At 64.7% G+C, this 23,729-nt stretch carries 26 protein-coding genes; 17 read left to right on the top strand and 9 right to left on the bottom strand.

Going from position 1 to position 23,729, the window contains the following annotated elements:
• Positions 1 to 3: 3 nt before the first annotated feature.
• Complete coding sequence (locus tag ACR9YP_RS39555; protein ID WP_474218602.1) at positions 4 to 1,155, bottom strand: ATP phosphoribosyltransferase regulatory subunit; 1,152 nt, start codon at positions 1,153 to 1,155, stop codon at positions 4 to 6.
• 154 nt (positions 1,156 to 1,309) lie between these two features.
• The gene (locus tag ACR9YP_RS39550; protein ID WP_474218601.1) at positions 1,310 to 2,065 is read right to left on the bottom strand and encodes a 16S rRNA (uracil(1498)-N(3))-methyltransferase; all 756 of its coding nucleotides are present in this window, start codon (positions 2,063 to 2,065) and stop codon (positions 1,310 to 1,312) included.
• 211 nt (positions 2,066 to 2,276) lie between these two features.
• Between ACR9YP_RS39550 and ACR9YP_RS39545 the strand changes: the two genes are divergently transcribed.
• A complete protein-coding gene (locus ACR9YP_RS39545; protein WP_091886933.1) occupies positions 2,277 to 2,939 on the top strand; it encodes a hypothetical protein in 663 nt (220 codons plus the stop codon).
• The gene (ubiA, locus tag ACR9YP_RS39540; protein WP_474218600.1) at positions 2,936 to 3,868 is read left to right on the top strand and encodes a 4-hydroxybenzoate octaprenyltransferase; all 933 of its coding nucleotides are present in this window, start codon (positions 2,936 to 2,938) and stop codon (positions 3,866 to 3,868) included. Before ACR9YP_RS39545 ends, ubiA begins: the two co-directional genes overlap by 4 nt.
• Positions 3,869 to 3,973: 105 nt before the next feature.
• Here ubiA and ACR9YP_RS39535 read toward each other — a convergent pair whose 3' ends face one another.
• Positions 3,974 to 4,492 carry a DUF6101 family protein gene (locus ACR9YP_RS39535; RefSeq protein WP_474218599.1) on the bottom strand — a complete coding sequence of 173 codons (519 nt, stop codon included), beginning with the start codon at positions 4,490 to 4,492 and terminating at the stop codon, positions 3,974 to 3,976.
• 265 nt (positions 4,493 to 4,757) lie between these two features.
• Between ACR9YP_RS39535 and ACR9YP_RS39530 the strand changes: the two genes are divergently transcribed.
• From ACR9YP_RS39530 to ACR9YP_RS39500, 7 genes are all read left to right on the top strand, one after another.
• Positions 4,758 to 6,155, top strand: a complete 1,398-nt coding sequence (locus tag ACR9YP_RS39530; RefSeq protein ID WP_164934681.1) for a TldD/PmbA family protein — start codon at positions 4,758 to 4,760, stop codon at positions 6,153 to 6,155.
• A 183-nt stretch (positions 6,156 to 6,338) separates the two neighbouring features.
• Positions 6,339 to 7,160 (top strand): 3'(2'),5'-bisphosphate nucleotidase CysQ, encoded by an 822-nt coding sequence (locus tag ACR9YP_RS39525; RefSeq protein ID WP_474218598.1) that lies wholly within the window; start codon positions 6,339 to 6,341, stop codon positions 7,158 to 7,160.
• 61 nt (positions 7,161 to 7,221) lie between these two features.
• Entirely contained in the window at positions 7,222 to 7,464 is a 243-nt protein-coding gene (locus ACR9YP_RS39520; RefSeq protein ID WP_474218597.1) for a DUF4170 domain-containing protein, read from the top strand.
• Positions 7,461 to 8,174 carry a lysophospholipid acyltransferase family protein gene (locus ACR9YP_RS39515; protein WP_474218596.1) on the top strand — a complete coding sequence of 238 codons (714 nt, stop codon included), beginning with the start codon at positions 7,461 to 7,463 and terminating at the stop codon, positions 8,172 to 8,174. The genes ACR9YP_RS39520 and ACR9YP_RS39515 overlap by 4 nt, the downstream gene beginning before the upstream one ends.
• Positions 8,137 to 9,471 (top strand): 3-deoxy-D-manno-octulosonic acid transferase, encoded by a 1,335-nt coding sequence (locus ACR9YP_RS39510; RefSeq protein WP_474218594.1) that lies wholly within the window; start codon positions 8,137 to 8,139, stop codon positions 9,469 to 9,471. Before ACR9YP_RS39515 ends, ACR9YP_RS39510 begins: the two co-directional genes overlap by 38 nt.
• Entirely contained in the window at positions 9,464 to 10,480 is a 1,017-nt protein-coding gene (lpxK, locus tag ACR9YP_RS39505; RefSeq protein ID WP_474218593.1) for a tetraacyldisaccharide 4'-kinase, read from the top strand. The genes ACR9YP_RS39510 and lpxK overlap by 8 nt, the downstream gene beginning before the upstream one ends.
• 360 nt (positions 10,481 to 10,840) lie before the next feature.
• Entirely contained in the window at positions 10,841 to 11,176 is a 336-nt protein-coding gene (locus tag ACR9YP_RS39500) for a GYD domain-containing protein (RefSeq protein WP_130220038.1), read from the top strand.
• A gap of 370 nt (positions 11,177 to 11,546) precedes the next feature.
• Here the strand turns inward: ACR9YP_RS39500 and ACR9YP_RS39495 are convergent, their stop codons facing one another.
• From ACR9YP_RS39495 to ACR9YP_RS39480, 4 genes are all read right to left on the bottom strand, one after another.
• Positions 11,547 to 11,732 (bottom strand): hypothetical protein, encoded by a 186-nt coding sequence (locus ACR9YP_RS39495; protein WP_474218592.1) that lies wholly within the window; start codon positions 11,730 to 11,732, stop codon positions 11,547 to 11,549.
• A 408-nt stretch (positions 11,733 to 12,140) separates the two neighbouring features.
• Positions 12,141 to 12,518 (bottom strand): TadE/TadG family type IV pilus assembly protein, encoded by a 378-nt coding sequence (locus ACR9YP_RS39490; RefSeq protein WP_245471468.1) that lies wholly within the window; start codon positions 12,516 to 12,518, stop codon positions 12,141 to 12,143.
• Positions 12,515 to 13,018: a TadE/TadG family type IV pilus assembly protein gene (locus ACR9YP_RS39485; protein ID WP_474218591.1), complete on the bottom strand. Its 504-nt coding sequence runs from the start codon at positions 13,016 to 13,018 to the stop codon at positions 12,515 to 12,517. Before ACR9YP_RS39485 ends, ACR9YP_RS39490 begins: the two co-directional genes overlap by 4 nt.
• 11 nt (positions 13,019 to 13,029) lie before the next feature.
• On the bottom strand, positions 13,030 to 14,352 hold the full coding sequence (locus ACR9YP_RS39480) for a TadE/TadG family type IV pilus assembly protein (protein WP_474218590.1): 1,323 nt from the start codon (positions 14,350 to 14,352) through the stop codon (positions 13,030 to 13,032).
• A gap of 2 nt (positions 14,353 to 14,354) precedes the next feature.
• On the opposite strand from ACR9YP_RS39480, the gene ACR9YP_RS39475 reads away from it, so the two are divergent.
• A complete protein-coding gene (locus tag ACR9YP_RS39475; RefSeq protein ID WP_474218589.1) occupies positions 14,355 to 14,834 on the top strand; it encodes a hypothetical protein in 480 nt (159 codons plus the stop codon).
• Positions 14,835 to 14,850: 16 nt separating this feature from the next.
• Here ACR9YP_RS39475 and ACR9YP_RS39470 read toward each other — a convergent pair whose 3' ends face one another.
• Positions 14,851 to 15,078 carry a DUF2093 domain-containing protein gene (locus tag ACR9YP_RS39470; protein WP_195800562.1) on the bottom strand — a complete coding sequence of 76 codons (228 nt, stop codon included), beginning with the start codon at positions 15,076 to 15,078 and terminating at the stop codon, positions 14,851 to 14,853.
• 177 nt (positions 15,079 to 15,255) lie between these two features.
• On the opposite strand from ACR9YP_RS39470, the gene ACR9YP_RS39465 reads away from it, so the two are divergent.
• On the top strand, positions 15,256 to 16,080 hold the full coding sequence (locus tag ACR9YP_RS39465; RefSeq protein ID WP_474218588.1) for a dienelactone hydrolase family protein: 825 nt from the start codon (positions 15,256 to 15,258) through the stop codon (positions 16,078 to 16,080).
• 738 nt (positions 16,081 to 16,818) lie between these two features.
• Here the strand turns inward: ACR9YP_RS39465 and xseA are convergent.
• Positions 16,819 to 18,441 carry an exodeoxyribonuclease VII large subunit gene (xseA, locus tag ACR9YP_RS39460; protein ID WP_474221201.1) on the bottom strand — a complete coding sequence of 541 codons (1,623 nt, stop codon included), beginning with the start codon at positions 18,439 to 18,441 and terminating at the stop codon, positions 16,819 to 16,821.
• Between the two features lie 137 nt (positions 18,442 to 18,578).
• Here xseA and ACR9YP_RS39455 point away from each other — a divergent pair, with 137 nt between their 5' ends.
• The 6 genes from ACR9YP_RS39455 to ACR9YP_RS39430 all read left to right on the top strand — a co-directional run bounded on the left by ACR9YP_RS39455 (position 18,579) and on the right by ACR9YP_RS39430 (position 23,653).
• Entirely contained in the window at positions 18,579 to 19,589 is a 1,011-nt protein-coding gene (locus ACR9YP_RS39455; protein ID WP_474218587.1) for an alpha/beta hydrolase, read from the top strand.
• A 2-nt stretch (positions 19,590 to 19,591) separates the two neighbouring features.
• Entirely contained in the window at positions 19,592 to 20,113 is a 522-nt protein-coding gene (locus ACR9YP_RS39450) for a DUF2306 domain-containing protein (protein WP_474218586.1), read from the top strand.
• Positions 20,110 to 20,661: a hypothetical protein gene (locus tag ACR9YP_RS39445; RefSeq protein ID WP_474218585.1), complete on the top strand. Its 552-nt coding sequence runs from the start codon at positions 20,110 to 20,112 to the stop codon at positions 20,659 to 20,661. The genes ACR9YP_RS39450 and ACR9YP_RS39445 overlap by 4 nt, the downstream gene beginning before the upstream one ends.
• A 2-nt stretch (positions 20,662 to 20,663) precedes the next feature.
• A complete protein-coding gene (locus ACR9YP_RS39440; protein WP_438105176.1) occupies positions 20,664 to 20,963 on the top strand; it encodes a winged helix-turn-helix domain-containing protein in 300 nt (99 codons plus the stop codon).
• A 283-nt stretch (positions 20,964 to 21,246) separates the two neighbouring features.
• Positions 21,247 to 22,530 (top strand): phosphoribosylamine--glycine ligase, encoded by a 1,284-nt coding sequence (purD, locus tag ACR9YP_RS39435; RefSeq protein ID WP_438105174.1) that lies wholly within the window; start codon positions 21,247 to 21,249, stop codon positions 22,528 to 22,530.
• Positions 22,531 to 22,750: 220 nt separating this feature from the next.
• A complete protein-coding gene (locus tag ACR9YP_RS39430; RefSeq protein WP_474218584.1) occupies positions 22,751 to 23,653 on the top strand; it encodes an alpha/beta fold hydrolase in 903 nt (300 codons plus the stop codon).
• Positions 23,654 to 23,729: the final 76 nt, after the last annotated feature.

The following is a 23,729-nucleotide window of genomic DNA, read 5'->3' as shown; positions in this document are numbered from 1 at the left end:
GACTTAAGCTCCCACCTTGCGGCCGATCTTGGTCAGCGCATCCACCCAGACCGAGAAGCCGACCGCGGGGATCGGCTGCGCTGAGCCGAGCTGGGTCATCAGCCCGTCATAGCGGCCGCCGGCGACCAGCGGCTCGGCGCCATTACCTCTGTGATGCAATTCGAACTCGAAGCCGGTGTAATAGTCGAGCCCGCGTCCGAACGCGGTCGAGAAGCGCGTCAGCTTCACGTCGATGCCGCGCGCCGCCATGAAGCCGACCCGGCTCTCGAACTGGTCGATCGCAGCCGTGAGATCGAGCTTGGCATCGGTGGTCAGTGCGCGCAGCTCTGCGATGGCATCGTCGGGGTTGCCTGCGATCGACAGGAAGCGTTTGAGCACGGTGATCGCCTCGCGCGGCAGCGCGCCACCCTTCAGCGTCGATTGCTCGAGGAAGCGGTCGGCGATCTCGGCCGTGGTGCGGCCGCCGACATGGGTGGTGCCGGCGATCGACATCAAATCGGTGACGAAGGCGAGCGCTGCCTTGCGATCGGAGCCGGCAAGCGCGGCGAGCACGCCCTCATATTCGCTGCGGGTCGCGGTGGCCGCGGCCGCCAGCCGCTCCAGATCCTGCTCCAGGCTGATCTTGCGGTTGAAATCCTTGACCAGCCGGCGGCGCCAGACCGGATAGAGATCGAGCGCATCGAGCAGGGCGTTGAACAACGCGACGTCGCCGGTGCGGATCTCGACGTCGCCGACACCGAAGGCGGCGGTCGCCTCCAGCGCCAGCGCCAGCATCTCGGCATCGGCCGCGGCGCGGTCCTGGCGGCCGAACGATTCGATGCCGGCTTGCAGGAATTCGCTGGCCTGGCCGCTGCGGTAGCGGAACACCGGGCCGAGATAGCTGAACCCGGCCGGCTGGCCGGCGCGAGCAGAGGCGAGGTAATCGCGCGCCACTGGAATGGTCAGGTCCGGGCGCAGGCAGAGCTCCTCGCCCATGAGATCCGTGGTCAGGTAGAGGCTCTTGCGGATGTCTTCGCCCGAGAGGTCCAGGAACGGCTCGGCCGGTTGCAGGATGGCGGGCTCGGCCCTGACATAGCCGGCCTGCGCGAACGACAACAGCAGCGTGTCCGCCCAGGCGGCGGAGCCGGCAGCATTTGAGGTGGCAGTCGCGGTCATAACAGGGGTCCATCGATCCGGTGGAACCGGGCAGGCAAAGGGGAAACGGGATTTGGCGCAGCCCTTAGCATGGCCGGAAAGCGGTTTCGACCTCCAAAGGATCAATCGCTTAACGGCCGGGCAATTCATCGTTTCATCGTCAGGCCGACGGAAGCTAGCCAGTGTTGCCGCCCCAATCGCCCAGCACCGCCTGCACCAGCGCCAGGGCCGCCACCGCGGCGGTGTCGGCCCGCATGATCCGGGGGCCGAGCGCCAGCTGCAGGATGTTCGGCTGCCGCAGCAGCAGCGCCCGTTCCTCCTCGGCAAAGCCGCCTTCGGGGCCGATCAGCACGTCGATGCCTTGGTCGGCCTCGCGCGCGTTCTGTAGGCTCTGAATGGGGTTTTCGACCTCCGCCGCCTCATCGCAGAAGATCAGCAGGCGGCCCGCGGCGCGCTGGCTGAGGTACCGCTCCAGCGGCACCGGCTCGGCCACCGCGGCGATGCTGAGGATGCCGCATTGCTCGGCCGCTTCGACGACGTTGGCGCGCATCCGCTCGGTGTTGACCCGGGAGGCCTGGGTGAACCGGGTCAGGACCGGCTGAAGCGTGGCGGCGCCCATCTCGATGGCCTTCTGGACCATGTAGTCGAGCCGGGCATGCTTGAGCGGGGCGAAAACGTAGGCGAGGTCGGGCAGTCGGTCCTGGGGCCGGGTCTGCTGGAGGATGACGAGGCCGTCCGGCCGCTTGCGGCCTTCGATGGCAGCCTGCCACTCCCCGTCGTTGCCGTTGAAAGCCAGGACCTCGGCCCCGGCGGCAAGCCGCAGCACATTGCCGAGATAGTTGCTCTGGTCGCGGTCGAGCAGGACCCTGGCGTCCTGGGCCAGGGGAGCGTCGACGAACAGGCGAGGGGCGCGAAAATCGTGGGAAGGCATCGTTCGAAGGTCCGATTTATCGCCGTTCTTAACCGAAAGCCGCCATTTCGGGGGTAAATATTGCCAAACTGGTGCGTCCCAGCGCCGCGCTCTTGCCCTATTCCACGGGTTGTTAAGCGCCGGTGGGAATCGTAGAAACGCGAACACGCTGGTTGCGCTTCAATTGGGAAGGCGCCGAAACCCGTAAGCTCCTGCCGGAGAGACTATCTTGATGATCCGTCATTTGATGGTTCCGATCACTGCCGCCATGGTCACCATGGGCGCCGCGGGCGCTTATGCGCAAAGCGCGTTCCCGGCGCCGCTGCCAAATCAGGCCGCGACCAGTTCCGCGTTTCCGCCCGTGAACGGTTCGGCGCCCGTCGCGTCCGTCGGCACCGCGCCGCAATCGTCCTTTCCCGTGAACGGCGCTGCGCCGATCGGCGGCGCCGGCGCCTTCAGTGCGGCCCCGCCGACGCAAGGCGGCCCCGGCGAGGACTGTATGAAAGCGTTCATTCCGCTCCGCGAGGAAGCCGAGAAGCGCGGCAAGCTGATCAAGGCCGCGAGCGACCGTCATGCGCCGCCGGACGAGGCCTGCAAGCTGATCGGCAACTTCAGCCAGGCTGAGCTGAAGATGATCAAATACATCGAGTCCCACGCCGCCAAATGCGGAATCCCGCCGCAGATCGGCGAGCAGATGAAGACTGGCCACAAGAACACCGAGACCATGCAGAAGAAGGTCTGCACGGTCGCGCAGCAGATGCAGCAGCAGCAGGCGCGCCCGGCCGGCCCATCGCTGAGCGAGGTGCTGGGTTCGGGCTCGGCGCCTGAAGCTAATGCCGGCAAGAAGGGCGGCAGCACCTTCGATACGCTCAACGGCAACGTCCTGACCCGATGAGCGATACATCCGCCCGCGTTGCCGATTCCACTGGCAACTGGGTCGATACGCTCGCGCCGCAATGGGCGCGGCCTTATTTGCGATTGTCCCGCTTCGACCGTCCGATCGGCTCCTGGCTGCTGTTGATGCCGTGCTGGTGGTCGGCGGCGCTCGCCGCCGGCATCGCGCACGACGTCCGCGGTCTGCCGCTCACCATCATCCTGTTCTTCGTCGGCGCCTTCGTGATGCGTGGGGCCGGCTGCACATGGAACGACATCACCGACCGCGACCTCGATGACAAGGTCGAGCGCACCCGCTCGCGGCCGCTGCCATCAGGGCAGGTGACCACGAAGCAGGCGCTGGTCTTCATGATCGCACAGGCGCTGATCGGTCTCCTCGTGCTGCTGCAGTTTAATCGCTTCGCGGTCCTGACCGGCATCGCCTCGCTCTTGATCGTCGCGATCTATCCCTTCATGAAGCGCATCACCTGGTGGCCGCAGATCGTGCTTGGGCTGGCCTTCTCCTGGGGCGCCCTGATGGGATTTGCCGTCACCTTCGGACGCATCGACGTCACCGCGCTCGTACTCTATGCCGGCGCGATCTCCTGGGTGATCGGCTATGACACGATCTACGCGCATCAGGACGCCGAGGACGACGCGCTGATCGGCATCAAGTCCACCGCGCGCCTGTTCGGCGCGCACACGCACCAGGCGCTGATCCTGTTCTATGGGCTCGCGGTGATGCTGATCGGCGTCGCGCTGGCCTCCGGCGATGCGCGCTGGCCGGCCTGGCTCGGGCTTGCGGCCTTCGCCGTGCATCTGGCGTCGCAGATCGTGCGGTTAAGGATCAACGATCCCGAGCTCTGCCTGCGCCTGTTCAAGTCGAACAAGTATGCGGGGGCGCTGCTGTTTGCGGGATTGCTCGCGGACGCGGTGATGCGGGCGGCGTAGCTCTCGTAGGGTGGGCAAAGGCGCCCTTGCGCCGTGCCCACCATGTTTCCGAGACTGGGATAGAAGAGGTGGGCACGCTTTCGCTTTGCCAACCCTACGGCACCTTTAATTCCGCGCGATGATCTCGCGCTCGCCCTGATGAACGGTGAGCTCGCGTGCGATGCCGATGCGCCGGCGCATCAAAAATTTCGGGCGGCGGGCGCGGATCGCATTGGCGCGGCGGCGTCGTGATGCGGGCTTGCGGGCGCCTTCGTCGAGCTGCGGCAGCGCAAAGATCTCGCTCCAGATCGCCCAGGCTTCAGTGAGCTCGTCGCCACCGGCACCGACCAGCAGCGGAACGGAGAGCGAGGGATCGCGATGCACGAGGATAAGGGCTTGCGCCTCGTCGTTGCCGCGGAGCGCGACGCCGGTGAAGTCGCTGACGCGGACGTTGATCGCCATTTGCATGCCGCGAACGGCACGGCGCAGCACCACACGCTCGCGATGGAGCTCGATCTGCCTGACATGTCCGTCGGCGCGCGGATCGTGCGCATCGAAGCGAACCGGTAGGGAAAGAGGGTCGAGCCGCAAGGAGCGGCTCGACCCGGCGGGAGCGACCCCGCATGTTGCTGTTTGACGCCTCACGGCTTTAGTTCTCCCCGCCGGGATTATGTTCCCGGTCGATGCGAGGACCTTAGCGCGCGCCTTTCCCAAACCGCTTAAAAAGGCTGGTTAACCCACCGTCACTGCTGCTCATGATTGACAAGACCTTGGCGCGCATGATTGACGAGACGTTGCGCCGAAGTCGCGAATCTGAGCTTTTGGCGGGCTGAAAATGCTTGAAGTCCGCGCTATCAGGGCACATCTGTGGGTTCCAGTCCCGAACCCCCGCCCCAACAGGATTTCGTTCGTGAACTCTTCACCATCCGCAAGCTCGACGCTTTCGACCTCAGCCAATCGCGACCTGTTCGATCAGTCCGCGCTCTCCGATCTCGCGCAGCGACTGGTCGAGGCGGCCAAGCGCGCCGGCGCCGATGCGGCCGATGCGGTCGCAGTGCGCGGCGTCTCGCAGGGCGTCGAGGTGCGCGACGGCCGTGTCGAGGAATCCGAGCGGTCCGAAGGCGACGATGTCGGCCTGCGCGTTCTGGTCGGCCAGCGCCAGGCGGTGGTCTCGACCAACGACGTCAGTGGCGATGCCGTGACCAAGCTCGCCGAACGCGCGGTGGCGATGGCGCGTGTTGCGCCCGACGACAAATATGTCGGCCTCGCCGATCCCGCGCTGCTCGCGCGCGACTTCCCCGATCTCGACCTGCTCGATTCCGACGTGCCCACGACATCAGAGCTCGAGCGCCGCGCGCTTGCGGCCGAAGCTGCCGCGCTCGGCGTCAAGGGCGTGACCAAATCCGGCGGCGCCTCGGCTTCCGCCGGCATCGGCGGCATGGTGCTCGTCACCTCTACCGGCTTCCACGGCTCTTACCTGCGCTCCAGCCAGGGCATCTCCGCCACCGCCATATCCGGCGAAGGCACCAGCATGGAGCGCGACTACGACTTCACTTCGGCGCCACACGGCGCCGATCTGCTGTCGCCGGAAACCGTCGGCCGTTCCGCCGGCGAGCGCACTGTGGCGCGCTACAATCCGCGCAAGGTCGAGACCTGCAAGGTGCCCGTCGTGTTCGATCCGCGCGTTGCGGGCTCCCTGGTCGGCCATCTCGTCGGCGCCATCAATGGCGCCTCGATCGCGCGCAAGACCAGCTTTTTGAAGGACAAGCTCGGCCAGCAGCTGTTCGCCAAGAACATCCGCATCGTCGACGATCCCCTGCGCAAGCGCGGTCTGCGCTCGCAGACGTTTGACGCCGAAGGCGTCGCGGTGAAGAAGACCGCGCTCGTCGACGAGGGCGTGCTGACGACCTGGCTGCTCGATTGCGCCACCGCGCGCGAGCTCGGCCTCACCACCACCGGCCACGCCCATCGCGGCGTCTCCTCCTCGCCGTCGCCCGGGCCGTACAACCTTCATCTCGAAGCCGGAACGCCGACACCGGCCGAGTTGATCGCCGACATCAGCCAAGGCTTCTACGTCACCGACCTGATCGGCTCCGGCGTCAACGGCGTCACCGGCGATTACAGCCGCGGCGCCTCCGGCTTCTGGATCGAGAACGGCGAGATCACCTATCCCGTCAGCGAGGTGACGATCGCCGGCCATCTCTTCGAGATCTTCAAGTCGATGCAGCCGGCGAACAATCTCGAGTTCCGCTACGGCATCAATGCGCCGACGGTGCGCATCGAGGGTTTGACGCTTGGCGGACGCTGATCGGGCAGATGCAGGCGCGCTTACCTCTCCCGTAGGGAGAGGTCGGATCGCATCGCAAGATGCGATCCGGGTGAGGGGTTACCCTCTCTCGTGGGACCTGAACCCCCTCACCCGATTTGCTGCGCAAATCGACCTCTCCCCGATGGAGAGAGGTGATTCCCAAACGCGGCCTGATTGAACCAAATGGCCTCACCCAATAGCCCTACTCTCATAGACGACAATATCCTTGTACGCGACGCGGCACTGCTGAAGGACGCGGTGCGAGACGCGGGCGCGCTGGCGCAATCGATGTTCCGCACCGAGCTGAAGAAGTGGATCAAGGGCGTATCCTCGCCGGTGTCCGAAGCCGATATCGCGGTCAACGATCTGCTCGAAGCGCGCCTGCGCGCTGCGAGGCCCGATTATGGCTGGCTGTCCGAGGAGAGCGCCGACGATGCGGCACGGCTATCGCGGCGGCTGACCTGGATCGTCGATCCCATCGACGGCACGCGCAATTATCTGGGCGGCCATGACGATTGGTGCGTCAGCGTCGCGCTGGTCGAGGACGCCTCGCCGGTGCTTGCCGCGGTGTTCGCGCCGTCGCGCGATGAGTTCTTCTTCGCGGTCCGCGGCGAGGGCACGACGCTCAACGGCGAGCCGGTGCGGACGACGTCCGGGTCCGAGCTCGACTTCGCCCGTGTCGCCGGCCCGAAGCCGCTGGTCGAACGGCTGAAGCCCTCGCTTGGCGAAATCAAGCTGCATCCGCGAATCGGCTCGCTCGCGCTGCGTCTGTGCCGGGTCGCCCACGGGGCGCTGGATGCGGCTTTTGCGGGCGGCAATAGCCATGATTGGGATCTTGCGGCGGCCGATTTGATCGTGCAGGAAGCGGATGGTAAGATGAGTGACCTCTCCGGAGAACCCATCCTCTATAACCGCCGGGAAGTGGCGCACGGGGTGCTGGTGGCAGCGGGACGCGATCGTCATGCGGGCATTGTCGCGCATTTTCGAAACCGCCCCTTAGCCTAAAGCGCTTTCGTCGTGCTTGTGGAACACTGCTTTGCCGGGCAGCCCGTTAGGAAGAGAACCCATGTCAGATAGTGCCCCGCAACAACTGCTTCACCTCGTCATCGGTGGCGAGCTCGTCGATCTCGAGCACAACACCTTCAAGAACCTCGACGACGTCGACATCGTCGGCATCTATCCGAACTATGCCACCGCGCACGCGGCTTGGCGGGCCAAGGCGCAGAGCACGGTCGACAACGCGCAGATGCGCTATTTCATCGTCCATCTCCACCGGCTGCTCGACCCCAATCAAGAACCGGCGCGTTGAAAAAACTGCTTCGCAATACGCTGCGAAGCAGCTGGTTTCAGCGTGCCGTCGGGGTCCTGGCGGCCGAATATCTGCGTCTGGTCTGGTGGACCAACAAGTTCACGTTCGATCCGGCTGACGTCTATGACCTCGTCGAGCCGCAGATCCCGGCGATCTTCGCCTTCTGGCACGGCCAGCATTTCCTCACCCCCTTCATCAAGAACAAGGGCTGGTACCGCGCCAAGGTGCTGATCTCCCGTCATCGCGACGGCGAGTTCAATGCCATCGCCGCCGAGCGGCTCGGCATCGGCACCATCCGCGGTTCCGGCGACCATGGCAGCGCCTTCCACCGCAAGGGCGGGGTCGGCGCCTTCAAGGAAATGGTGCGGACGCTCCAGGACGGCTGTAATGTCGCGCTGACCGCCGATGTCCCCAAACGCTCGCGCGTGGCCGGGCTCGGCATCATCATGCTGGCACGGGAATCGGGGCGGCCGATCATGCCTTTTGCAATGGCGACCAGCCGCTTCATCCGGCTCAAGAACTGGGACCGCACCACCATCAATTTGCCGTTCGGGCGCGGCGCATTGGTCGGCATCAAGGAGATCCACGTTCCGCCGGATGCCGACGCAGCCACTATGGAAACGCTGCGGCTGGAGTTGGAGGAGACGTTGAACGAGGCGACCCGCCGCGCCTATGCGCAACTCGGCCGCCCGGGACCGGAAGATGTCTGACCCGCTGCCGATGACGCTGCGAATGTATCGCCGGCTGGCCTCCGGCCTGGTGCCGCTCGCGCCCGCGCTGATCAAGCGGCGGTTGAAACAGGGCAAGGAGGATCCCGCGCGCGTCGGCGAGCGGCGGGGCTTGTCGCGGGATGTGCGGCCACATGGCCCGCTGGTCTGGATCCACGGCGCCAGCGTCGGCGAGGTTCTGGCCGCGGCGGCGCTGGTCGAGCGGCTGCGCGATCTCAATCTGCGCATCCTGCTCACTTCCGGCACCGTCACCTCGGCGGCCGTGGTGGCGAAGCGCTTCCCGCCCGACGTCATCCATCAATACGTGCCGTATGATTCCCCGTGCTATGTCACGCGCTTCCTCGACCATTGGAGGCCATCGCTGGCGCTGTTCATCGAATCCGACCTGTGGCCGAACCTGATCCTCGCCGGCGCGGCGCGCCGGGTGCCGATGGTGCTGATCAACGGGCGGATGTCGCCGCGCTCCTTCCCGCGCTGGCGGCGCATGCAGGGCACCATCTCGGCGCTGCTGTCGCGCTTCGACATTTGTCTTGCACAATCGCAGACGGATGCTGAGCGTTTTGCCGCGCTCGGCGGCCGCGACGTCCTCACGACGGGCAATCTCAAGCTCGACGTGCCGGCGCCGCCGGCCGATCCCGCCAGGCTCGAACGGCTCATGGCCATGACGCGCGGGCGTCCGATCATCGTCGCGGCCTCGACCCATCCGGGCGAGGACGAGATGCTGATCGCGGCGCATCGCAGCCTCGCCGGTTTCTTCCCGCAACTCTTGACCGTGATCGTGCCGCGCCATCCGGATCGCGGCCCCTCGATCGCGGGCCTGATCACGGCCTCCGGCCTGAAGCCGGCATTACGCTCGCGCGAGGAACTGCCGACGGCGACGACCGACATCTATGTTGCCGACACCATGGGCGAGCTCGGCCTGTTCTATCGCCTTTCGCCGATCGTCTTCATGGGCGGATCGCTGATCCATCACGGCGGCCAGAATCCGATCGAGGCGATCAAGCTCGGCGCCGCCATCGTCCACGGCCCGCACGTCTTTAATTTCACTGACGTCTACGAGGCGCTCGACACCAGCGGCGGGGCGCGCCAGGCCGACACGCAGGAGGCGCTGGTCAAGCAGCTCGGCCAATTGCTGGCCGATCCCACTTTACGTGACAAGATGCAACGCGCAGGCTCGGGCGTGGTCGAGCAGCTCGGCGGCGCGCTCGATCGCACCATGACCGCGCTCGAGCCCTATCTGTTGCAGCTGCGGATCGAGATGGGGGCCGCCAATGCGTGAGCCGGCCTTCTGGTACCGGCCACGTTCCCCGCAGTCGTATGTCCTTAGTCCTCTGGGCGCGCTCTACGGCGCGATCACGGCGCGCCGCATGGCGCGCCAGGGCTTTGACGCCGGCATTCCCGTGATCTGCGTCGGCAACTACCATGTCGGCGGTGCCGGCAAGACGCCGACCGTGCTGGCGCTGACCAAGCTCCTGCGCGAGCTCGGTGAGACCCCGGTGGTGCTCAGCCGCGGCTATGGCGGAAGCCTGAAGGGGCCGGTGATGGTCGACCGGATGCGCCACACCGCTGCCGACGTCGGCGACGAGCCGCTGATGATGGCGCGCGAGGTCCCCGTCGTGGTCGCGCGCGATCGCCTCGACGGCGTCGCGCTGGCGAAGTCGCAAGGGGCCACCGTGATCCTGATGGACGACGGCTTCCAGAACCCGAGCCTGCTCAAGGACGCCTCGCTGATTGTGATCGACAGCGAGCGCGGCGTCGGCAACGGCATGGTGTTTCCCGCCGGTCCCTTGCGCGCGCCACTGCAGGCACAGCTCGCGCGCACCGATGCGCTGGTCCTGATCGGCGACGGCCGTGCCGCGAACGATGTCGCGGCCGAGCTTGCCAAGCGCGACAAGCCGGAGCTGCGCGCGCGGCTGAAGGCGGATGCGGCCTTGCTCGCGCAGCTCCTTGGCAAGCGGGTTTTCGCCTTCGCCGGCATCGGCGATCCCGAGCGCTTCTTCCGCAGCTTGCGCGCCAGCGGCGTCGACGTCGCGCGCGCGCGTTCCTTCGCCGATCACCACATGTTCTCCGATGACGAACTCGCCGCACTTGCGGCTGAGGCCCAGCGCGAGCAGCTCACGCTGGTGACCACGGAGAAAGATCTCGCGCGCTTGCGCGGCCGTGCGGGCGTGCCAACAGGCATCGTGCCGTTCGCCGTGCAACTCGAGTTCGACGATCCGGTAAAGCTGCGGCAGCTGATCAGCGATCATCTGTACAAGGCGCGCGAGCGGCGGTTCAGCACGCGTTGATCTCGTGCGTTAAAGCATGATCCGGAAAAGTGCGCAGCGGTTTTCCGAAAAGATCATGCTCAAACAACAACCTAAAGCGCGATGACGATTCATCCTAATCTCATCGTGCGTTAGGCAAGCGTCTCTGCCGTAGCCCCAAAAGCGAAGTGTAACGGTCGACGAATTCTCTTCCGCACGTTTGGGACTTGATGTAGCCTTTCACGAGAGCCGTCACCGGGACGTGCCGAACTCCCGGCAATCATCGGCGGCGTTTATGCCCACGGCGGGCACTATCTTCATCATTTCAGATGCGACGGCCGCAACGACGAGTTCGGGGCGGCATCGAAAGTTATTTCCAAGAGTCACAGAGGAGAACATGCCATGCATTTTTGCCTCACCGGACAATACACACAACGCTCTCTCACGGCCATTTTGGAAAATCCCACGACCGATCGCCAGGAGGCGGCTCGAAAGCTCATCGAAGCGGCCGGCGGTAGGCTGATCTCGATGTACAGCGTTGCAACCGACGGCCCCGGCGTTTTGGTGATTTTCGACGTGCCTGACCCGAGTGCCGCTCCCGCCATTTCCGGCCTGACCGTCGCGTTGGGCACCCTGCAGAATGTGAAACTGACTCGGCTGTTCACGCAGGACGAGATCAAGCAGGTCCGCCAGAACGCGGCAAAGCTGCGTTCTTCGTATACCCCGCCTGGAAGCTGACATCCCGACCTGAAGCGAAGCCGCCGCAGCACCAAGCGGCGGCAACGCTCACGTCACAGCAACAATCAAATCTGCAAGCCGAGAAGGGCCTTTCGGCGTCCATTGACTGACAATGAGATGCGGCGCGTGCCGCGTCCGGCGCCATACGCCGATCGAACTTGCTGGCCAGCGGCATCGGCAACGGCCTGGATCGCGGTGCAGCATTCAGTCATGCTCACCACGCCCCGATGGCGATCAATCCAATAATGGTCAGGCATGAGGCGCAGGCTACCATCACAGTATAGCATTCGGGTGTATTCATTGCTGCCTCCCAAGCTGCAATTTGCTTGGTCATCGCTACGCGGGAGAGATCGCCGGTCCTGGAGCCGCTTCAATTCGGCATGCCGCAATCGGTCTTGCGCTGCGCGTCCGTCCTCTCATCATCACCCTGGTCCGCAGGCGGATAGTGCGCTTCGAGAGCTTCAGAGCGTTGGGCTGAGATCAGAAGCTGTTTCCGCATTTCAGCGAGGCGGGCGCGGCAATATTCACGATAGAGCATGTCGAATATGGTGGGCATGATACACCCCCATCGCTTGACCCTGATTTACAGATATTCCACCGCGAATTTTCGAGGTGATCGTAGCCCGCCAGATGGCTCTTCGATATGAGCCCGTTCACAGACTGCGCCAATTCCAAAGCTCGATCGCCGTTTGGCTGACTTGATTGTCTGCGCGATAAAAAGAGCAGGGCTAATTACCTAACATCCAATATAGCAGCCCTTTGTTTCAGCAAGACTTCGTCGAACAACTTAAGAGCGCCGATCTGCAACAAAGAATCCAACTACAGCGCGAAATGACAAACTACGGAGTGCAAGCACTGTTCGATGCAACGTCGGATCGGAACGATTGCGGGAGGGCGAGCCGCGCACAAGGCGCGCGAACGGTTCAGCGCACGATGATTCCGTAGAGGCGGTCTGTTCACGACCTCAACTCGGAAAGCATGCCCGGGCGGTCAGCGTCACCGGGGAGAGATTGAGAATCTCCGGAAACGTAAATGCATAACTCGCGCTTACCTCGTTGCCGCATGCTGACGTGGAAAAGGTGAATGTGTCCGCAGGGAGGGTGAGGCCGAACGCCTGCTGGGCAGCGTAGCTCGTTATGGCGCTGCTGCTTGGGCAGAGCGTGCTGTTGACGGTTGCGCAACGCGCCGCCATTTCGCTCCCATGCTGGATCCCCAGCTGAGTCCAGAACAGCAGCCCGCATTCGATGATCCCAAATATGAACAGGAAGAACGCGGGAGCGGTCAGCGCAAATTCCAGCGCTGACGCGCCCCGATTGTCGTGCCATAGCGCCGTGAGTTTCACTGCAGCCTCGCAGTGGATTGCGCGCTATAAGTATATGTGGCCGCCACGATCTGATAATCGATGAGCGTATAGTACGTGGCTCGCGCCGAGACCGTCGTATATGTTCCAGCCTGCGCGCCGCCGGTGCAGGTCGTCCCGCAAGTGACAGTGCTAACTCCCGCGCTCGTTGGGCATCCGCAAAATTGGACCGGCGCAGGCGAAGCAGTGATGTCCGTGGCGTTGGTGGCGCTCGTTACGGCGTTCGAAATGCCGCTCGTGTCAAAGCCGCGCGCAATTGCATATTGCGCTCCCGCTTGTGCTGCATTTTCGACCTGCATCTTGCGATAGAGTGCAAGTCCGATGTCTGTCACCGACACGACCATCAGAGATAGCAACGGGATCAAGATGCCGAATTCGGCGGCCGCGACGCCGCGTTTGTCGCCGATAGCGGCGCGCATGTGCCCCATCAGAGAATCGAGCAATCGAGGGCGGCGCCTGGATGAGAAGTTCTGGATTTGCATCGGACCAAACCTCATTCGATGAGCTGCGCGGTTTGCGAACCTATCGTCGCGGTGCCGAGCGCGGTACAATTGACCTGGAGGTTCGACGTGCCGCTGAACGTCAGCGTATCCGCGATGATTTTGGTGCAGGATGTGCTCGTGCCGTTGCCGCCACTGAAGCTGAGATTGGCCTTTGGCAGGTAGATGGCACCGCCGAAGTTCTGTGTGCTGCCGCCGGTGAGATTGAAAGCAGTCCCGGCTGGCATATTGCGATCGCCGTACATGACGATGCCTTTCGTGGCGCCGCTGGTCGGCGCCGTCAGGTCGACGGTCGCGTTGCTGCCGATTGAAGCGGTGCCCCAGTTGCTTCCCGAGCCGGTAAACACCAGGGTTACGCCGCTGCCCGTGATGGTGGCGTTTCCAGCGACGCTCAAGCTTGCCCCGTCCAGATAATAGATGCCTGGATTGAGGTTCAGGACTGCGCCGGCATTGACCGTAATGCTGCCCGTGTAGCAGCCGGGGTCGAGCGAGGTTGTTTTTCCATTGGAGTTGACCACTATCTTGCCGTTGGTGCAACTCGGCTTCGCGGGGGGAGAGACGTTGGCGTAGGGGTCGGCGACGGGCAATATGTGCGTCTTGACACCGTTGGTCGCCGTGATGCTGCTCGCGCCGGAGACGTCGCCAACCACTCCGACCTGATTTGCAGCGACCGAGGCGCTGCCGGCAACGTTGAGCGAGGGGCTTGCACTCGAGTTGCTGTAAAGGTTGCACTTGATCAAGTTGAGCTGGTTGCCGCCGCTGACGTTGACAGCGGGGCTTGCGCTCGAGTTGAGCGCAAGTACGCAGCCTGTCCCGGAATTGGGCAGGGCGACAGAGCGTGCGGTTATGAGGACAGGATCCGAGCCGAACAAGGCTGATAGCAGCCGCTGTTGCGGTTGACTCACGATGACTTCGATGGCCTGCGAATTCGATGCATGATTGCCTGTCTTCGGCGGCTGGTTCACCGCGACCGTGACGTTGTTCGCCCCGTTCGCGTAACCGTAGTTTGCCGTAACCGCTTTGGCTTCGGACGAGGGGTCGGTCCCTGCACTCGCCGCTGTCGCAGCGCTGACCGCGCCAGAGTCAGCCGCGCTCTGCATGTTCTTGTGTTTGTAGTACCACCAGCCCACTTCCGTGCCGAGCCCTGCTGTGCCGACCAGGACCGGCATCAGCAGCGCCGAAATGATCACATAACTGCCCGACTGATCTCGGGCGAATCGTTGAAGCAGGCTAACCGCCCGCTCGCGCCGACGAGCATGCCGCTCTGGGCTCAATCGTGCATCGAACGAACGGCTGCAAAGTCTCCGGCGGTCCATGTGTGTCCTGCCCGCTTGCCATTTTTTCCCGTGGCAATGTGCGGCAGACCGACTTAAACCGGCCCCAACGGAAACGAGACAATTTTAAACATCGGCTGGCATTCAGCCGGCATTCATGGCCGCGCTCCTATCGATATATCTCCGATCAGGAGAATTCGATGAAACTGCGGTCCGCGATCATTGCCGTCAGCCTCACCTGTCTGCCGGTTTTGCCCGCCCTTGCTCAGACCCCCTCGCCGCCGCCTGCGGCCGCTCCGGCAAATCCGACAAGTGCGGTTCCAGTTCTCGCGACCAAGCGCGTCACGTGCCTCGCCACGACGCAAAACCTGAAGGGACAGGATAAACGCGACCAGCTGCAGCTCTGCATGGCGCAGGCGCGGTTCGATTGCCTCAAGCAGGCGATCGATCAGAAGATCGTCGGCGAGGCCCGCAAGACTTTCATCAAGACCTGCGTGGGCGCGGATGGCACCGAGCAACAATAGCCGCGCGGGCGCGGCCTCACGCCTGCGGCTTCGGCGCGCCGGGGAAATGCCGCTGGAGCACGGCGGCAGGCGTGGCGTAGGCTTCTTGCAGATCCACGCTCCAATATTTCAACTCGTCGAGCGGGATGCGCGTGTCGGTGATCGCGCAGCGCACATAGGTCCCCGGCGAGATCACGCGGAAATCGCCGTCGAGATATTGCACCTGCGCTTCGCCATGGCCCGAAGGACCAAACTTGTTCAGCACGGTCGAAAGTCTCCGTGGAAGGCCTCTCCGTGGAAATTCCTTGGAGGGCACGATGTGTCGGGCTGGATGTAGCATAGATAGGGTGGCTTGTCCGCCCGGTAAACCCACTGGTTTGTGATGTTTTGGCGCCGTTTCCGCGTGGTAGTGCTTGGACCCAGGGTCTTGACGCCGAGTCCGATGCGCCTTCGACTGACCGCCTTGTTCCTGACGCTCCTGATGTCGGCCGCGCACGCCGCGCCTGTGCCGCAGCAGGTCGACATCCCGCTGTCGTCGGGTGTCCTGCATGCGCAGCTCTACAAGCCCGAGGGCGAGGGGCCGTTTCCGGCCGTGATCGCGCTGCACGGCTGCGGCGGGCTCAGTGGCCATTCCGATTCCGTCCTGCCGCGCTATCGCGATTGGGCCGAGCGGCTGCTGAGGGCCGGCAATGCGGTGCTGCTGCCTGACAGCTACGGCTCGCGCGAGCTCGGGCCGCAATGTCGCGTCAAGGAGATGCACGTCAAGGCGCGGCGCGAACGCGTCACCGACATCGCGGCGTCACGCGCCTGGCTGATGAAGCAGAGCTGGGTGGCGCGCGACCGCGTCAGCCTGATCGGCTGGGCCAACGGCGCCAGCGCGCTGCTGTGGGCCGTGCGGCCGCAGAGCGCGGCGCGCGATTTGGGCCCGGATTTTCGCGCCGCGATTGCCTTCTATCCCGATTGCCGGATCTCCGCCGGCCTCGGCTGGAGCACGCGGGTGCCGACCCTGGTGCTGATCGGCGCCGATGACGACGTGTCGTCGCCGCCGGCCTGCCGCCAGATGGTGGACGGCGCGCGCGGCCGCAGCGCGCTCGCGCGCATCGTGGTCTATCCCGGCGCCTATCACGATTTCGACCGCGCCAACACGCCGCTGCACGCAGCTGCCGGCGGCACCGACGTGGCCGCGCCCGAGCATGGCCATCTCGGAACCGATGCGCAGGCGCGTGCGGAGTCGCAGAAGGACGTCGCGGAATGGCTGGCGCGGTGAGGATGGTGCCGTAGTTCGTAGCCCGGACTTGTCCCGCCGTAGCTCGGTAGAGCGAAGGCGGAAGCGGGGCCGGCCGAGGAACAACGTCAGGCGGACAGCCCCGCATCGACCACCGCCCTGCACGGACCATGATGGCCGACCGGGAATCTACGGATCGCGCGTGGCGCCGGTTTCAGCATGTCGCGACGCCATCATTCGACCACGATGTCGATTAAACGCAATCAGTATGCGCAACCGCATCGCCCTTTTCTCATCCGCTGTCATCGTTTTCACTGTCGCGATCTTCCTGTATGAGGCCCACGCTGGCGCACCACAGCCGGCGCCGGAACATTGCGGCTTCTGGACCACGATCGACGCGGGATTGTCCTGCCGGTAAGGCGGACTGCCGCCGCAGTCGTCATTGCGAGCGCAGCGACTTGTCCGCCGAAGCTTCAGCGAAGGTGGAAGCAATCCAGAGTCTTTCCGTTGAGGGATTCTGGATTGCTTCGTCGCAAGGGCTCCTCGCAATGACGAGGGGGCACGCACGCTTCCCACACACGAGCTGTCATCGCCCGGCTTGCCGCCTTCGCTGAAGCTTCGGCGGCCAAGCACCCTTGTGGCCCCGGCGTAGCCTTGGCGGAGCCGGGACCGGGCGATCCAGTACGCCGAGACGTCTGTGATTCACCGAGGAGCCTCGGCGTACTGGATTCCCCGCATTCGCGGGGAATGACACCGAGGGCGGAGCGTCGCCCTCGCGCCTCAGAACAAGCTGCCCTGATCCACCGGCTTGGCCACGCGCTTCGGCGCGGGCTTTGCGTCTTGCGCGGCCGGCTTTGGCTGCGAGGGCGCACGCTTCGCCGCAGGCGCCGGGCGGTCCGCATCCGCAGTCGCGGCCACACGGCCATCGGCAAACTCGATCTCGAGCCGCGCATTCGGCCCGACACTGTCGGCCGCATGCAAGGGGTGGCCTACTTCATCGCGCACCAATGCAAAGCCGCGCGCGAGCACGCTGCGATAGGACAGCGCGGAGAGCAGCTTGCCGCTGTTCTCGACACGCGCATCGAGCCGTTGTAGCAGCGTGACGAGCGCGCGTTGCGCGCGCTCGGCGAGCCGATGCGTGTGCTCGCGCTGGCGCAGAATCGCGTTGCGCTGCGCCTGTGCGTTGGAAAGCTTGGACGCGCGCAAGCGAACCTCGAGCCCGGCAAAGTGGTCGCGCCGCCGCCGCAGCAGCGAGCGCGCAGACAGGCCGAGCCGCTCACCGCAAACGGTGAGGCGGTGATCGGCCTGCGCGATCTGGCCGTGCAGCACCCGCAGCGTCAGCTTGGCGCTGGCGGCGGTGAACCTGCGGAAATGCGCATGCGTGTTGGCTTTGAGGCAGCGGGGCAGGGATGCGCCCGCCGAATCCAGCCGCTGCCGCGGGATCGCCAGCAGGTCGCCGGCCGCCGGCAGCGCGCGCGCGGCCGCGCGCAACTCGTTGCGCCGGCTTTCTTGGCCGCGCTGCCAGCAGGCGCGGGTGCGCCGTCCGAGATCGGCGACCTCGACGAAGAGGTCGCTGCGCACCGGCACCGCCATCTCGGCCGCCGCCGTCGGCGTCGGCGCGCGCTTGTCGGCGACGAAATCGATCAGCGTGATGTCGGTCTCGTGCCCGACCGCCGAGATCAGCGGGATCATGCTGTCGCTAGCTGCCCGAACCACGATCTCCTCGTTGAACGACCAGAGATCTTCCAGCGAGCCGCCGCCGCGCGCGACGATCAACACATCGGGCCGCGGAATCTTGCCGCCCTCGGGCAGCGCGTTGAAGCCGCGGATCGCGGCCGCGACCTGCTCGGCCGAGCCTTCGCCCTGCACCTTGACCGGCCACACCAGCACGCGGCGGGGAAAGCGGTCCTCCAGCCGATGCAGGATGTCGCGGATGACGGCGCCGGTCGGCGAGGTGACGACGCCGATCACCTCCGGCAGCCAGGGCAAGAGCTGCTTGCGCGCCTGGTCGAACAGGCCTTCGGCGGCAAGCTTCTTCTTGCGCTCCTCCATCAGCGCCATCAGCGCGCCGATGCCGGCCGGCTCCAGCGCCTCGATCACGATCTGGTACTTGGAAGAGCCCGGATAGGTGGTGAGCTTGCCCGTGGCGATGACCTCGAGCCCCTCCTGGGGCTTGAAGCGCATCCGGCTATGCACGCCCTTCCAGATCACCGCCTCGATCTTGGCGCTGTCGTCCTTGAGCGCGAAATAGCAATGGCCGGAGGAGTGCGGTCCGCGGAAGCCGGAGATCTCGCCGCGGACCCGGACATGGCCAAAGGCGTCCTCGACCGTCCGCTTCAGGGACAGCGAGAGCTCGGAGACGGTGAATTCGGGCGCGTTGAGCAATTGTTCCGCAGGCGGCATCGGCAAACGATTCGGCATTTTGGGGTCAAACCCGACGTTAAGGATTTTCGCGCCGCGGCGCCAATCCCAGGATTGATTGGAAGAGTACTCTGTAATATAGAGTTCTCTATTGCTTGTTGAGTTTAGGGAGATGAGCCATGGCGATCCGGCTGCTGCGCGGCGTTTTGACCGGCCTGAAATGGGCCTTGTGTGCGCTCGGCGGCGTGGCGCTGATCCTGGGCGCCATGATCGCAATGCCGCTGGAGCGGCCGCCTGAGATGCGGTCGGTCTCGGATTCAGCCAAGGGCATCGACTGGTCCACGTTGCCACCGCTCGAACGTTTTCAGGCCCGCGATGGCACCTGGATCGGTTATCGCCACTATGCGCCGAAAGGCCCGGAGACGGGCCGCGGCGCGATCTTCATCCATGGCTCCTCCGGCTCCAGCGGCACCGTCAATCACGCGCTGACCCATGCGATCGCCGCGCGCGGGGTGGAGACCTGGGCGCTGGACATCCGCGGCCATGGCGGCTCCGGCACGCGCGGCGACATCGGCTATGTCGGCCAACTCGAGGACGACCTCGTCGATTTCGTCGCTCATGTCCGCAGGAACGCGCCTGATCTGCCGCTGACCCTGATCGGCCATTCCGCCGGCGCCGGCTTCTCGCTGCGCGTCGCGGCCACGCCGATCATGCAGGACATGTTCGTCCGCACCGTGCTGCTCGCGCCCTATCTCGGCTATGACGCACCGACCAACAAGCCGAAGGCCGGCGGCTGGGCCAACATCGATCTCCCGCGCTTCCTCGGCCTGACGGCATTGCGCAGGCTCGGCATCGACTGCTGTTCGCAGCTGCCGGTGCTCGCTTTGGCCGTGCCGCCGAGCTCGGCAAAATACCTCGTCTCCACTTATTCGGACCGCCTGATGCGCAACTTCGGGACGCGCGGCTATCGCATCGATCTTCCGGCGACGACACGTCCAGTCACGATCTTCGGCGCCGCCGAGGACGAGATGATGATCTCGGACAAATATGCGCAGGCCGTGCAGGCCATCAAACCGTCGATCGACGTCAAGATCATCGACGGCATCAACCACATGGGCATCGTCACCAATCCGAAGGCAGTCTCCGCGATCGCCGAGGACGTGGCGACGCGCGGTGCGGCGGGGAGCTGACGATGATTGCGCATTTGACATCCGCGGGCGCAATTCATGCCGTGCTGGCGACGCTGTGTCTCGTTGCCGGGCTAATTCAGTTTCTGCGCCCGAAGCGTGGTGCAGGCCATCGCGCGCGCGGCTACTTCTACGTCTACGCGATGCTGGCCTCCGACGCCGCGACCTTGCTGGTCTACCGGTTCACCGGCCATTTCAACGCGTTCCATGTCGCCGCGATCGTGAACTTCACCCTGATCGTCCTGGCGATCGTTCCACTGCTGCGCAGTCCGCGACCGGCGAACTGGCGAAGGACGCACTATAACTTCATCGCCTGGTCCTATGCCTCCCCTGTCTCGGCGGCAATCACGAACATCGCGGCGCGGTTGCTGCCTGTGACCACGCGGGAGCAGGTCGCATTGATTGCGCTGGTCGCGTCGCTTGTGACCATGATGATCGCGTACATCCTGATCCGGAAGCATCGGCCCCCAGTGGATGCACCGACGATGTCCAGCGGGCTGGTCGAGCAGAGCGGAGCGCCGTCGTGATCGACAGCAAGCAGGCTTCCGAAGCGCTGAACGATATCGAGGACACCGTCCGCCGCGTGCGGCAGTCGCAGATCTACGAGGTCTCCAGTCTCGCCCTGCTGATGTGGGGCGTGCTGGCGTTCGTCGGCAACATCTCGGGCTGGCTCTGGCCGCGCTACGGGCTCTACTTCTGGTTCGCAGTGTACGGGGTGTCGGCCATAGGCCTGATCGCTCTCGGTGCGTATCACCGTTCGAAGAGCCGCATTCGCGTGTTCGACGGCCGCTATTTTCTGACGTTTGGGTTGATCGCCGCCTTTGGCATTTTCTGCTGCTATTTCGGTCATTTCACGCCGCGCCAGCAGACGGTGTTCTGGCCGATCTACATCATGCTGTTCTACATGATGGCAGGGGTCTGGTTCGGCTATGCCTTCCTGGTGATCGGAGCGACCATCATTGCACTGACGCTGATCGGATATGCCTACATCCCCGGGCTCTCGCTGCTGTTGTGGATGGCGGTCGTCAATGGCGGCGGGCTGACCGTCGGCGGCCTCTGGATGCGGCGGAGCTAGAATTGGCCGAGCTCGACGACATCATCCACCAGCCGCTGCGCCTGAAGATCATGGCGGCGCTGAACGCGCTGCCGCAGGAGGTGGGTCTGGAATTCGCGCGACTGAAGAAGCTCACCGGCGCCACCGACGGCAATCTCGGCGCACATATCGAGACCCTCGCCAAGGCCGGTTACGTCTCGGTGGAGAAAGCGTTCGTCGGCAAGAAGCCGCAGACCACGGTCACCGCCACCGCCGCCGGTCGCGGCGCCTTCGCGCGGCATGTGGCGATTTTGCAGGAGATCATCGCGGGGAAGCAGGTCTGACTCTTACCCTCCCCTGGAGGGGGAGGGTCGATCGCGCGCAGCGCGAGCGGGGTGGGGTGATCTCTCCACTCGGACACTGTGCGAGGTGGAGAGACCGTCACCCCACCCCGTCTCACATTTCGCTTCGCTCAATGTGAGCCGACCCTCCCCCTCCAGGGGAGGGTAAGGCCACGCCGCGTCCGGAATGACGGGGAATGGGGAGCAAGAGCCAGCCCCCCTTGAGCCCCACCCCGATTCGTGCGACCTCCGCCCCCAGCAAAACCCCTCATTTTCTGAGCCTTCGATGCACATTCTCCTGCTCGGTTCCGGCGGCCGCGAACATGCTCTGGCATGGAAGATCGCAGCCTCCCCTCTGGTGACCAAATTCTGGTGCGCGCCCGGAAATGCCGGCATCGCGCGGGAGGCGGAGTGCGTGGCGCTCGATATCGCCGACCATGCCGCGGTGATCGACTTCTGCAAGACAAACGCGGTCGAGCTCGTCGTGGTCGGCCCGGAGACGCCGCTGGCGGCCGGCATCGTCGATGACCTCACCGCCGCCGGCATCAAGGCGTTCGGGCCGAGCAAGGTGGCGGCCCAGCTCGAAAGCTCCAAGGGTTTCACCAAGGCGCTCTGCACCGAATTCGGCATTCCGACCGGCGCCTACAAGCGCTTCACCGATGCCAATGAGGCGCGCGCCTATATCCAGAGCCAGGGCGCGCCGATCGTGGTCAAGGCCGACGGCTTAGCCGCCGGCAAGGGCGTCGTGGTCGCCAAGACCGTGCGCGAGGCGGAGGACGCCATCGCCATGATGTTCGAGGGCGCCTTCGGCGAGGCCGGTGCTGAAGTCGTGATCGAGGAGTTTCTACCCGGCCGCGAGATCAGCTTCTTCGCGCTGTGCGACGGCGAGACGGCGATCCCGCTGGCCTCGGCGCAGGACCACAAGCGCGTGTTCGACCACGACGTCGGCCCGAACACCGGCGGCATGGGCGCCTATTCGCCGACGCCGCTGGTCACGCCTGCGATCCACGACGCGATCATGGCGAAGATCATCCTGCCGACGGTGGCCGGCATGAAACAGCGCGGCACGCCGTTCCGCGGCGTGCTCTATGCCGGCATCATGCTGACGACGCAGGGCCCGAAACTGTTCGAGTTCAACGTGCGCTTCGGCGATCCCGAGTGCCAGGTCCTGATGCTGCGCATGATGTCGGACATCGTGCCGGCTTTCCTTGCAGCCTGTGACGGCGAGTTGAAGCATTTCGATCTGCGCTGGCATCCGGAATCCGCGCTCACCGTGGTGATGGCGGCGAAGGGCTATCCCGGCGACTACCAGAAGGGCACGCGCATCGGCGGGCTCGATGACGCCGCCAAGGTCGACACCGTCGAGATCTTCCACGCCGGCACCGTGGCGAAGGATGGCGCCATTCTCGCCAATGGCGGCCGCGTGCTCAATGTCTGCGCGCTCGGCAAGACCGTGACCGAGGCGCAAAGCCGTGCCTATCAGGCCGTCGACCGCATCGACTGGCCGGAAGGCTTCTGCCGCCGCGACATCGGCTGGCAGGCGGTGGAAGCGGAGAAGGCCAGGAATTAACGCGACTGGCTCGCGACCCCGGGCGATGCGCAAAGCGCACCAGTCCGAAAATCTCGAGGCTTGGTGTCACCGCGCCGCCACATCGATATTCCAGAATGTGCAATCGGCTGTTGGGGTTAGCAGCCCCGCCGATAATACCGCTACTGTGCATGGGGTTGTTTTTCGACATTTTTGTTTGTCGGGGCCGGCTCCGGGACTGACCAGACAAGGATGCAGAAAGATGTCCGATCTCGCCGACCTCTATCCGGGCTTTGCCGCCGAATGGATCGACACCTCCTTTGGCCGCATCTTCGCCCGCGTCGGCGGCAGCGGGCCGCCGCTGCTCCTGCTCCACGGCTTCTCCGAGACCCATGTGATGTGGCACCAGGTGGCGCCGCAGCTGGCCGATAGGTTCACGCTGATCATTGCCGACCTGCCGGGCTATGGCTGGTCCGACATACCCGCAAGCGATGCGCTGCATATCCCCTACAGCAAGCGCGCCATGGCCAAGGCCATGGTCGAGGTGATGGAGCGCCTCGGCCATGTGCATTTTGCGCTTGCCGGCCACGACCGCGGCGGCCGTGTCTCCTACCGCCTCGCGCTCGACCATCCCGGCCGGCTGTCGCGCCTCGCCGTGCTCGATATCCTGCCGACCTACAATTACTGGGAGCGGATGAATCGCGCCTATGCGCTGAAGATCTATCACTGGACCTTCCTGGCGCAGCCTTATCCGTTGCCCGAGACCCTGATCGCCAGCAATGGCGAGTTCTTCCTGCGCTTCAAGATGGCAAGCCAGACCAAGTCGAAGACGTTGGACGCGATCGACGAGCGCGCGCTCGAGCACTATCTCGCCCCGTTCCGCGATCCCGCCCGGGTGCATGCGATGTGCGAGGACTATCGCGCCGGCGCTTATTTCGACTACGACCTCGACAAGGCCGATTTCGAGGCCGGCAAGAAGATCACCATTCCGATGCTGGCGCTGTGGGGCAATGCCGGCATCGCGCAGGCTGCCGCCACCCCGCTCGAGACCTGGAAGGAATGGGCCACGAATGTCGTGGGTATGCCGGTGGATTCCGGCCACTTCCTCACCGAGGAGAACCCGGACGTGACCGCGAGCGCGTTGCGCGAGTTTTTCTCGGCTTGATCCTCATCGTCATTGCGAGGAGCTCTTGCGACGAAGCAATCCAGTCTGTCTCCGCGGAAAGAATCTGGATTGCTTC

The organism is Bradyrhizobium sp. BR14999 (assembly GCF_056106085.1).
The sequence above is the reverse complement of the archived record's forward strand: the minus strand, read 5'-3'. Positions and strand labels throughout refer to the sequence as shown.

Excerpts from the sequence above, each read along its gene's own strand:
- ACR9YP_RS39520 (WP_474218597.1), top strand. The coding sequence starts at position 7,222 with ATGTCAGATAGTGCCCCGCAACAACTGCTTCACCTCGTCATCGGTGGC.
- ACR9YP_RS39500 (WP_130220038.1), top strand. The coding sequence starts at position 10,841 with ATGCATTTTTGCCTCACCGGACAATACACACAACGCTCTCTCACGGCC.
- ACR9YP_RS39480 (WP_474218590.1), bottom strand. The coding sequence starts at position 14,352 with ATGGACCGCCGGAGACTTTGCAGCCGTTCGTTCGATGCACGATTGAGC.
- ACR9YP_RS39510 (WP_474218594.1), top strand. The coding sequence starts at position 8,137 with ATGCGCAACTCGGCCGCCCGGGACCGGAAGATGTCTGACCCGCTGCCG.
- ACR9YP_RS39555 (WP_474218602.1), bottom strand. The coding sequence starts at position 1,155 with ATGACCGCGACTGCCACCTCAAATGCTGCCGGCTCCGCCGCCTGGGCG.
- ACR9YP_RS39495 (WP_474218592.1), bottom strand. The coding sequence starts at position 11,732 with ATGCCCACCATATTCGACATGCTCTATCGTGAATATTGCCGCGCCCGC.
- ACR9YP_RS39550 (WP_474218601.1), bottom strand. The coding sequence starts at position 2,065 with ATGCCTTCCCACGATTTTCGCGCCCCTCGCCTGTTCGTCGACGCTCCC.
- ACR9YP_RS39525 (WP_474218598.1), top strand. The coding sequence starts at position 6,339 with ATGGCCTCACCCAATAGCCCTACTCTCATAGACGACAATATCCTTGTA.
- ubiA (WP_474218600.1), top strand. The coding sequence starts at position 2,936 with ATGAGCGATACATCCGCCCGCGTTGCCGATTCCACTGGCAACTGGGTC.
- ACR9YP_RS39465 (WP_474218588.1), top strand. The coding sequence starts at position 15,256 with ATGCGCCTTCGACTGACCGCCTTGTTCCTGACGCTCCTGATGTCGGCC.
- purD (WP_438105174.1), top strand. The coding sequence starts at position 21,247 with ATGCACATTCTCCTGCTCGGTTCCGGCGGCCGCGAACATGCTCTGGCA.
- ACR9YP_RS39485 (WP_474218591.1), bottom strand. The coding sequence starts at position 13,018 with ATGCAAATCCAGAACTTCTCATCCAGGCGCCGCCCTCGATTGCTCGAT.
- ACR9YP_RS39545 (WP_091886933.1), top strand. The coding sequence starts at position 2,277 with ATGATCCGTCATTTGATGGTTCCGATCACTGCCGCCATGGTCACCATG.
- ACR9YP_RS39450 (WP_474218586.1), top strand. The coding sequence starts at position 19,592 with ATGATTGCGCATTTGACATCCGCGGGCGCAATTCATGCCGTGCTGGCG.
- lpxK (WP_474218593.1), top strand. The coding sequence starts at position 9,464 with ATGCGTGAGCCGGCCTTCTGGTACCGGCCACGTTCCCCGCAGTCGTAT.
- xseA (WP_474221201.1), bottom strand. The coding sequence starts at position 18,441 with ATGCCGCCTGCGGAACAATTGCTCAACGCGCCCGAATTCACCGTCTCC.
- ACR9YP_RS39430 (WP_474218584.1), top strand. The coding sequence starts at position 22,751 with ATGTCCGATCTCGCCGACCTCTATCCGGGCTTTGCCGCCGAATGGATC.
- ACR9YP_RS39455 (WP_474218587.1), top strand. The coding sequence starts at position 18,579 with ATGGCGATCCGGCTGCTGCGCGGCGTTTTGACCGGCCTGAAATGGGCC.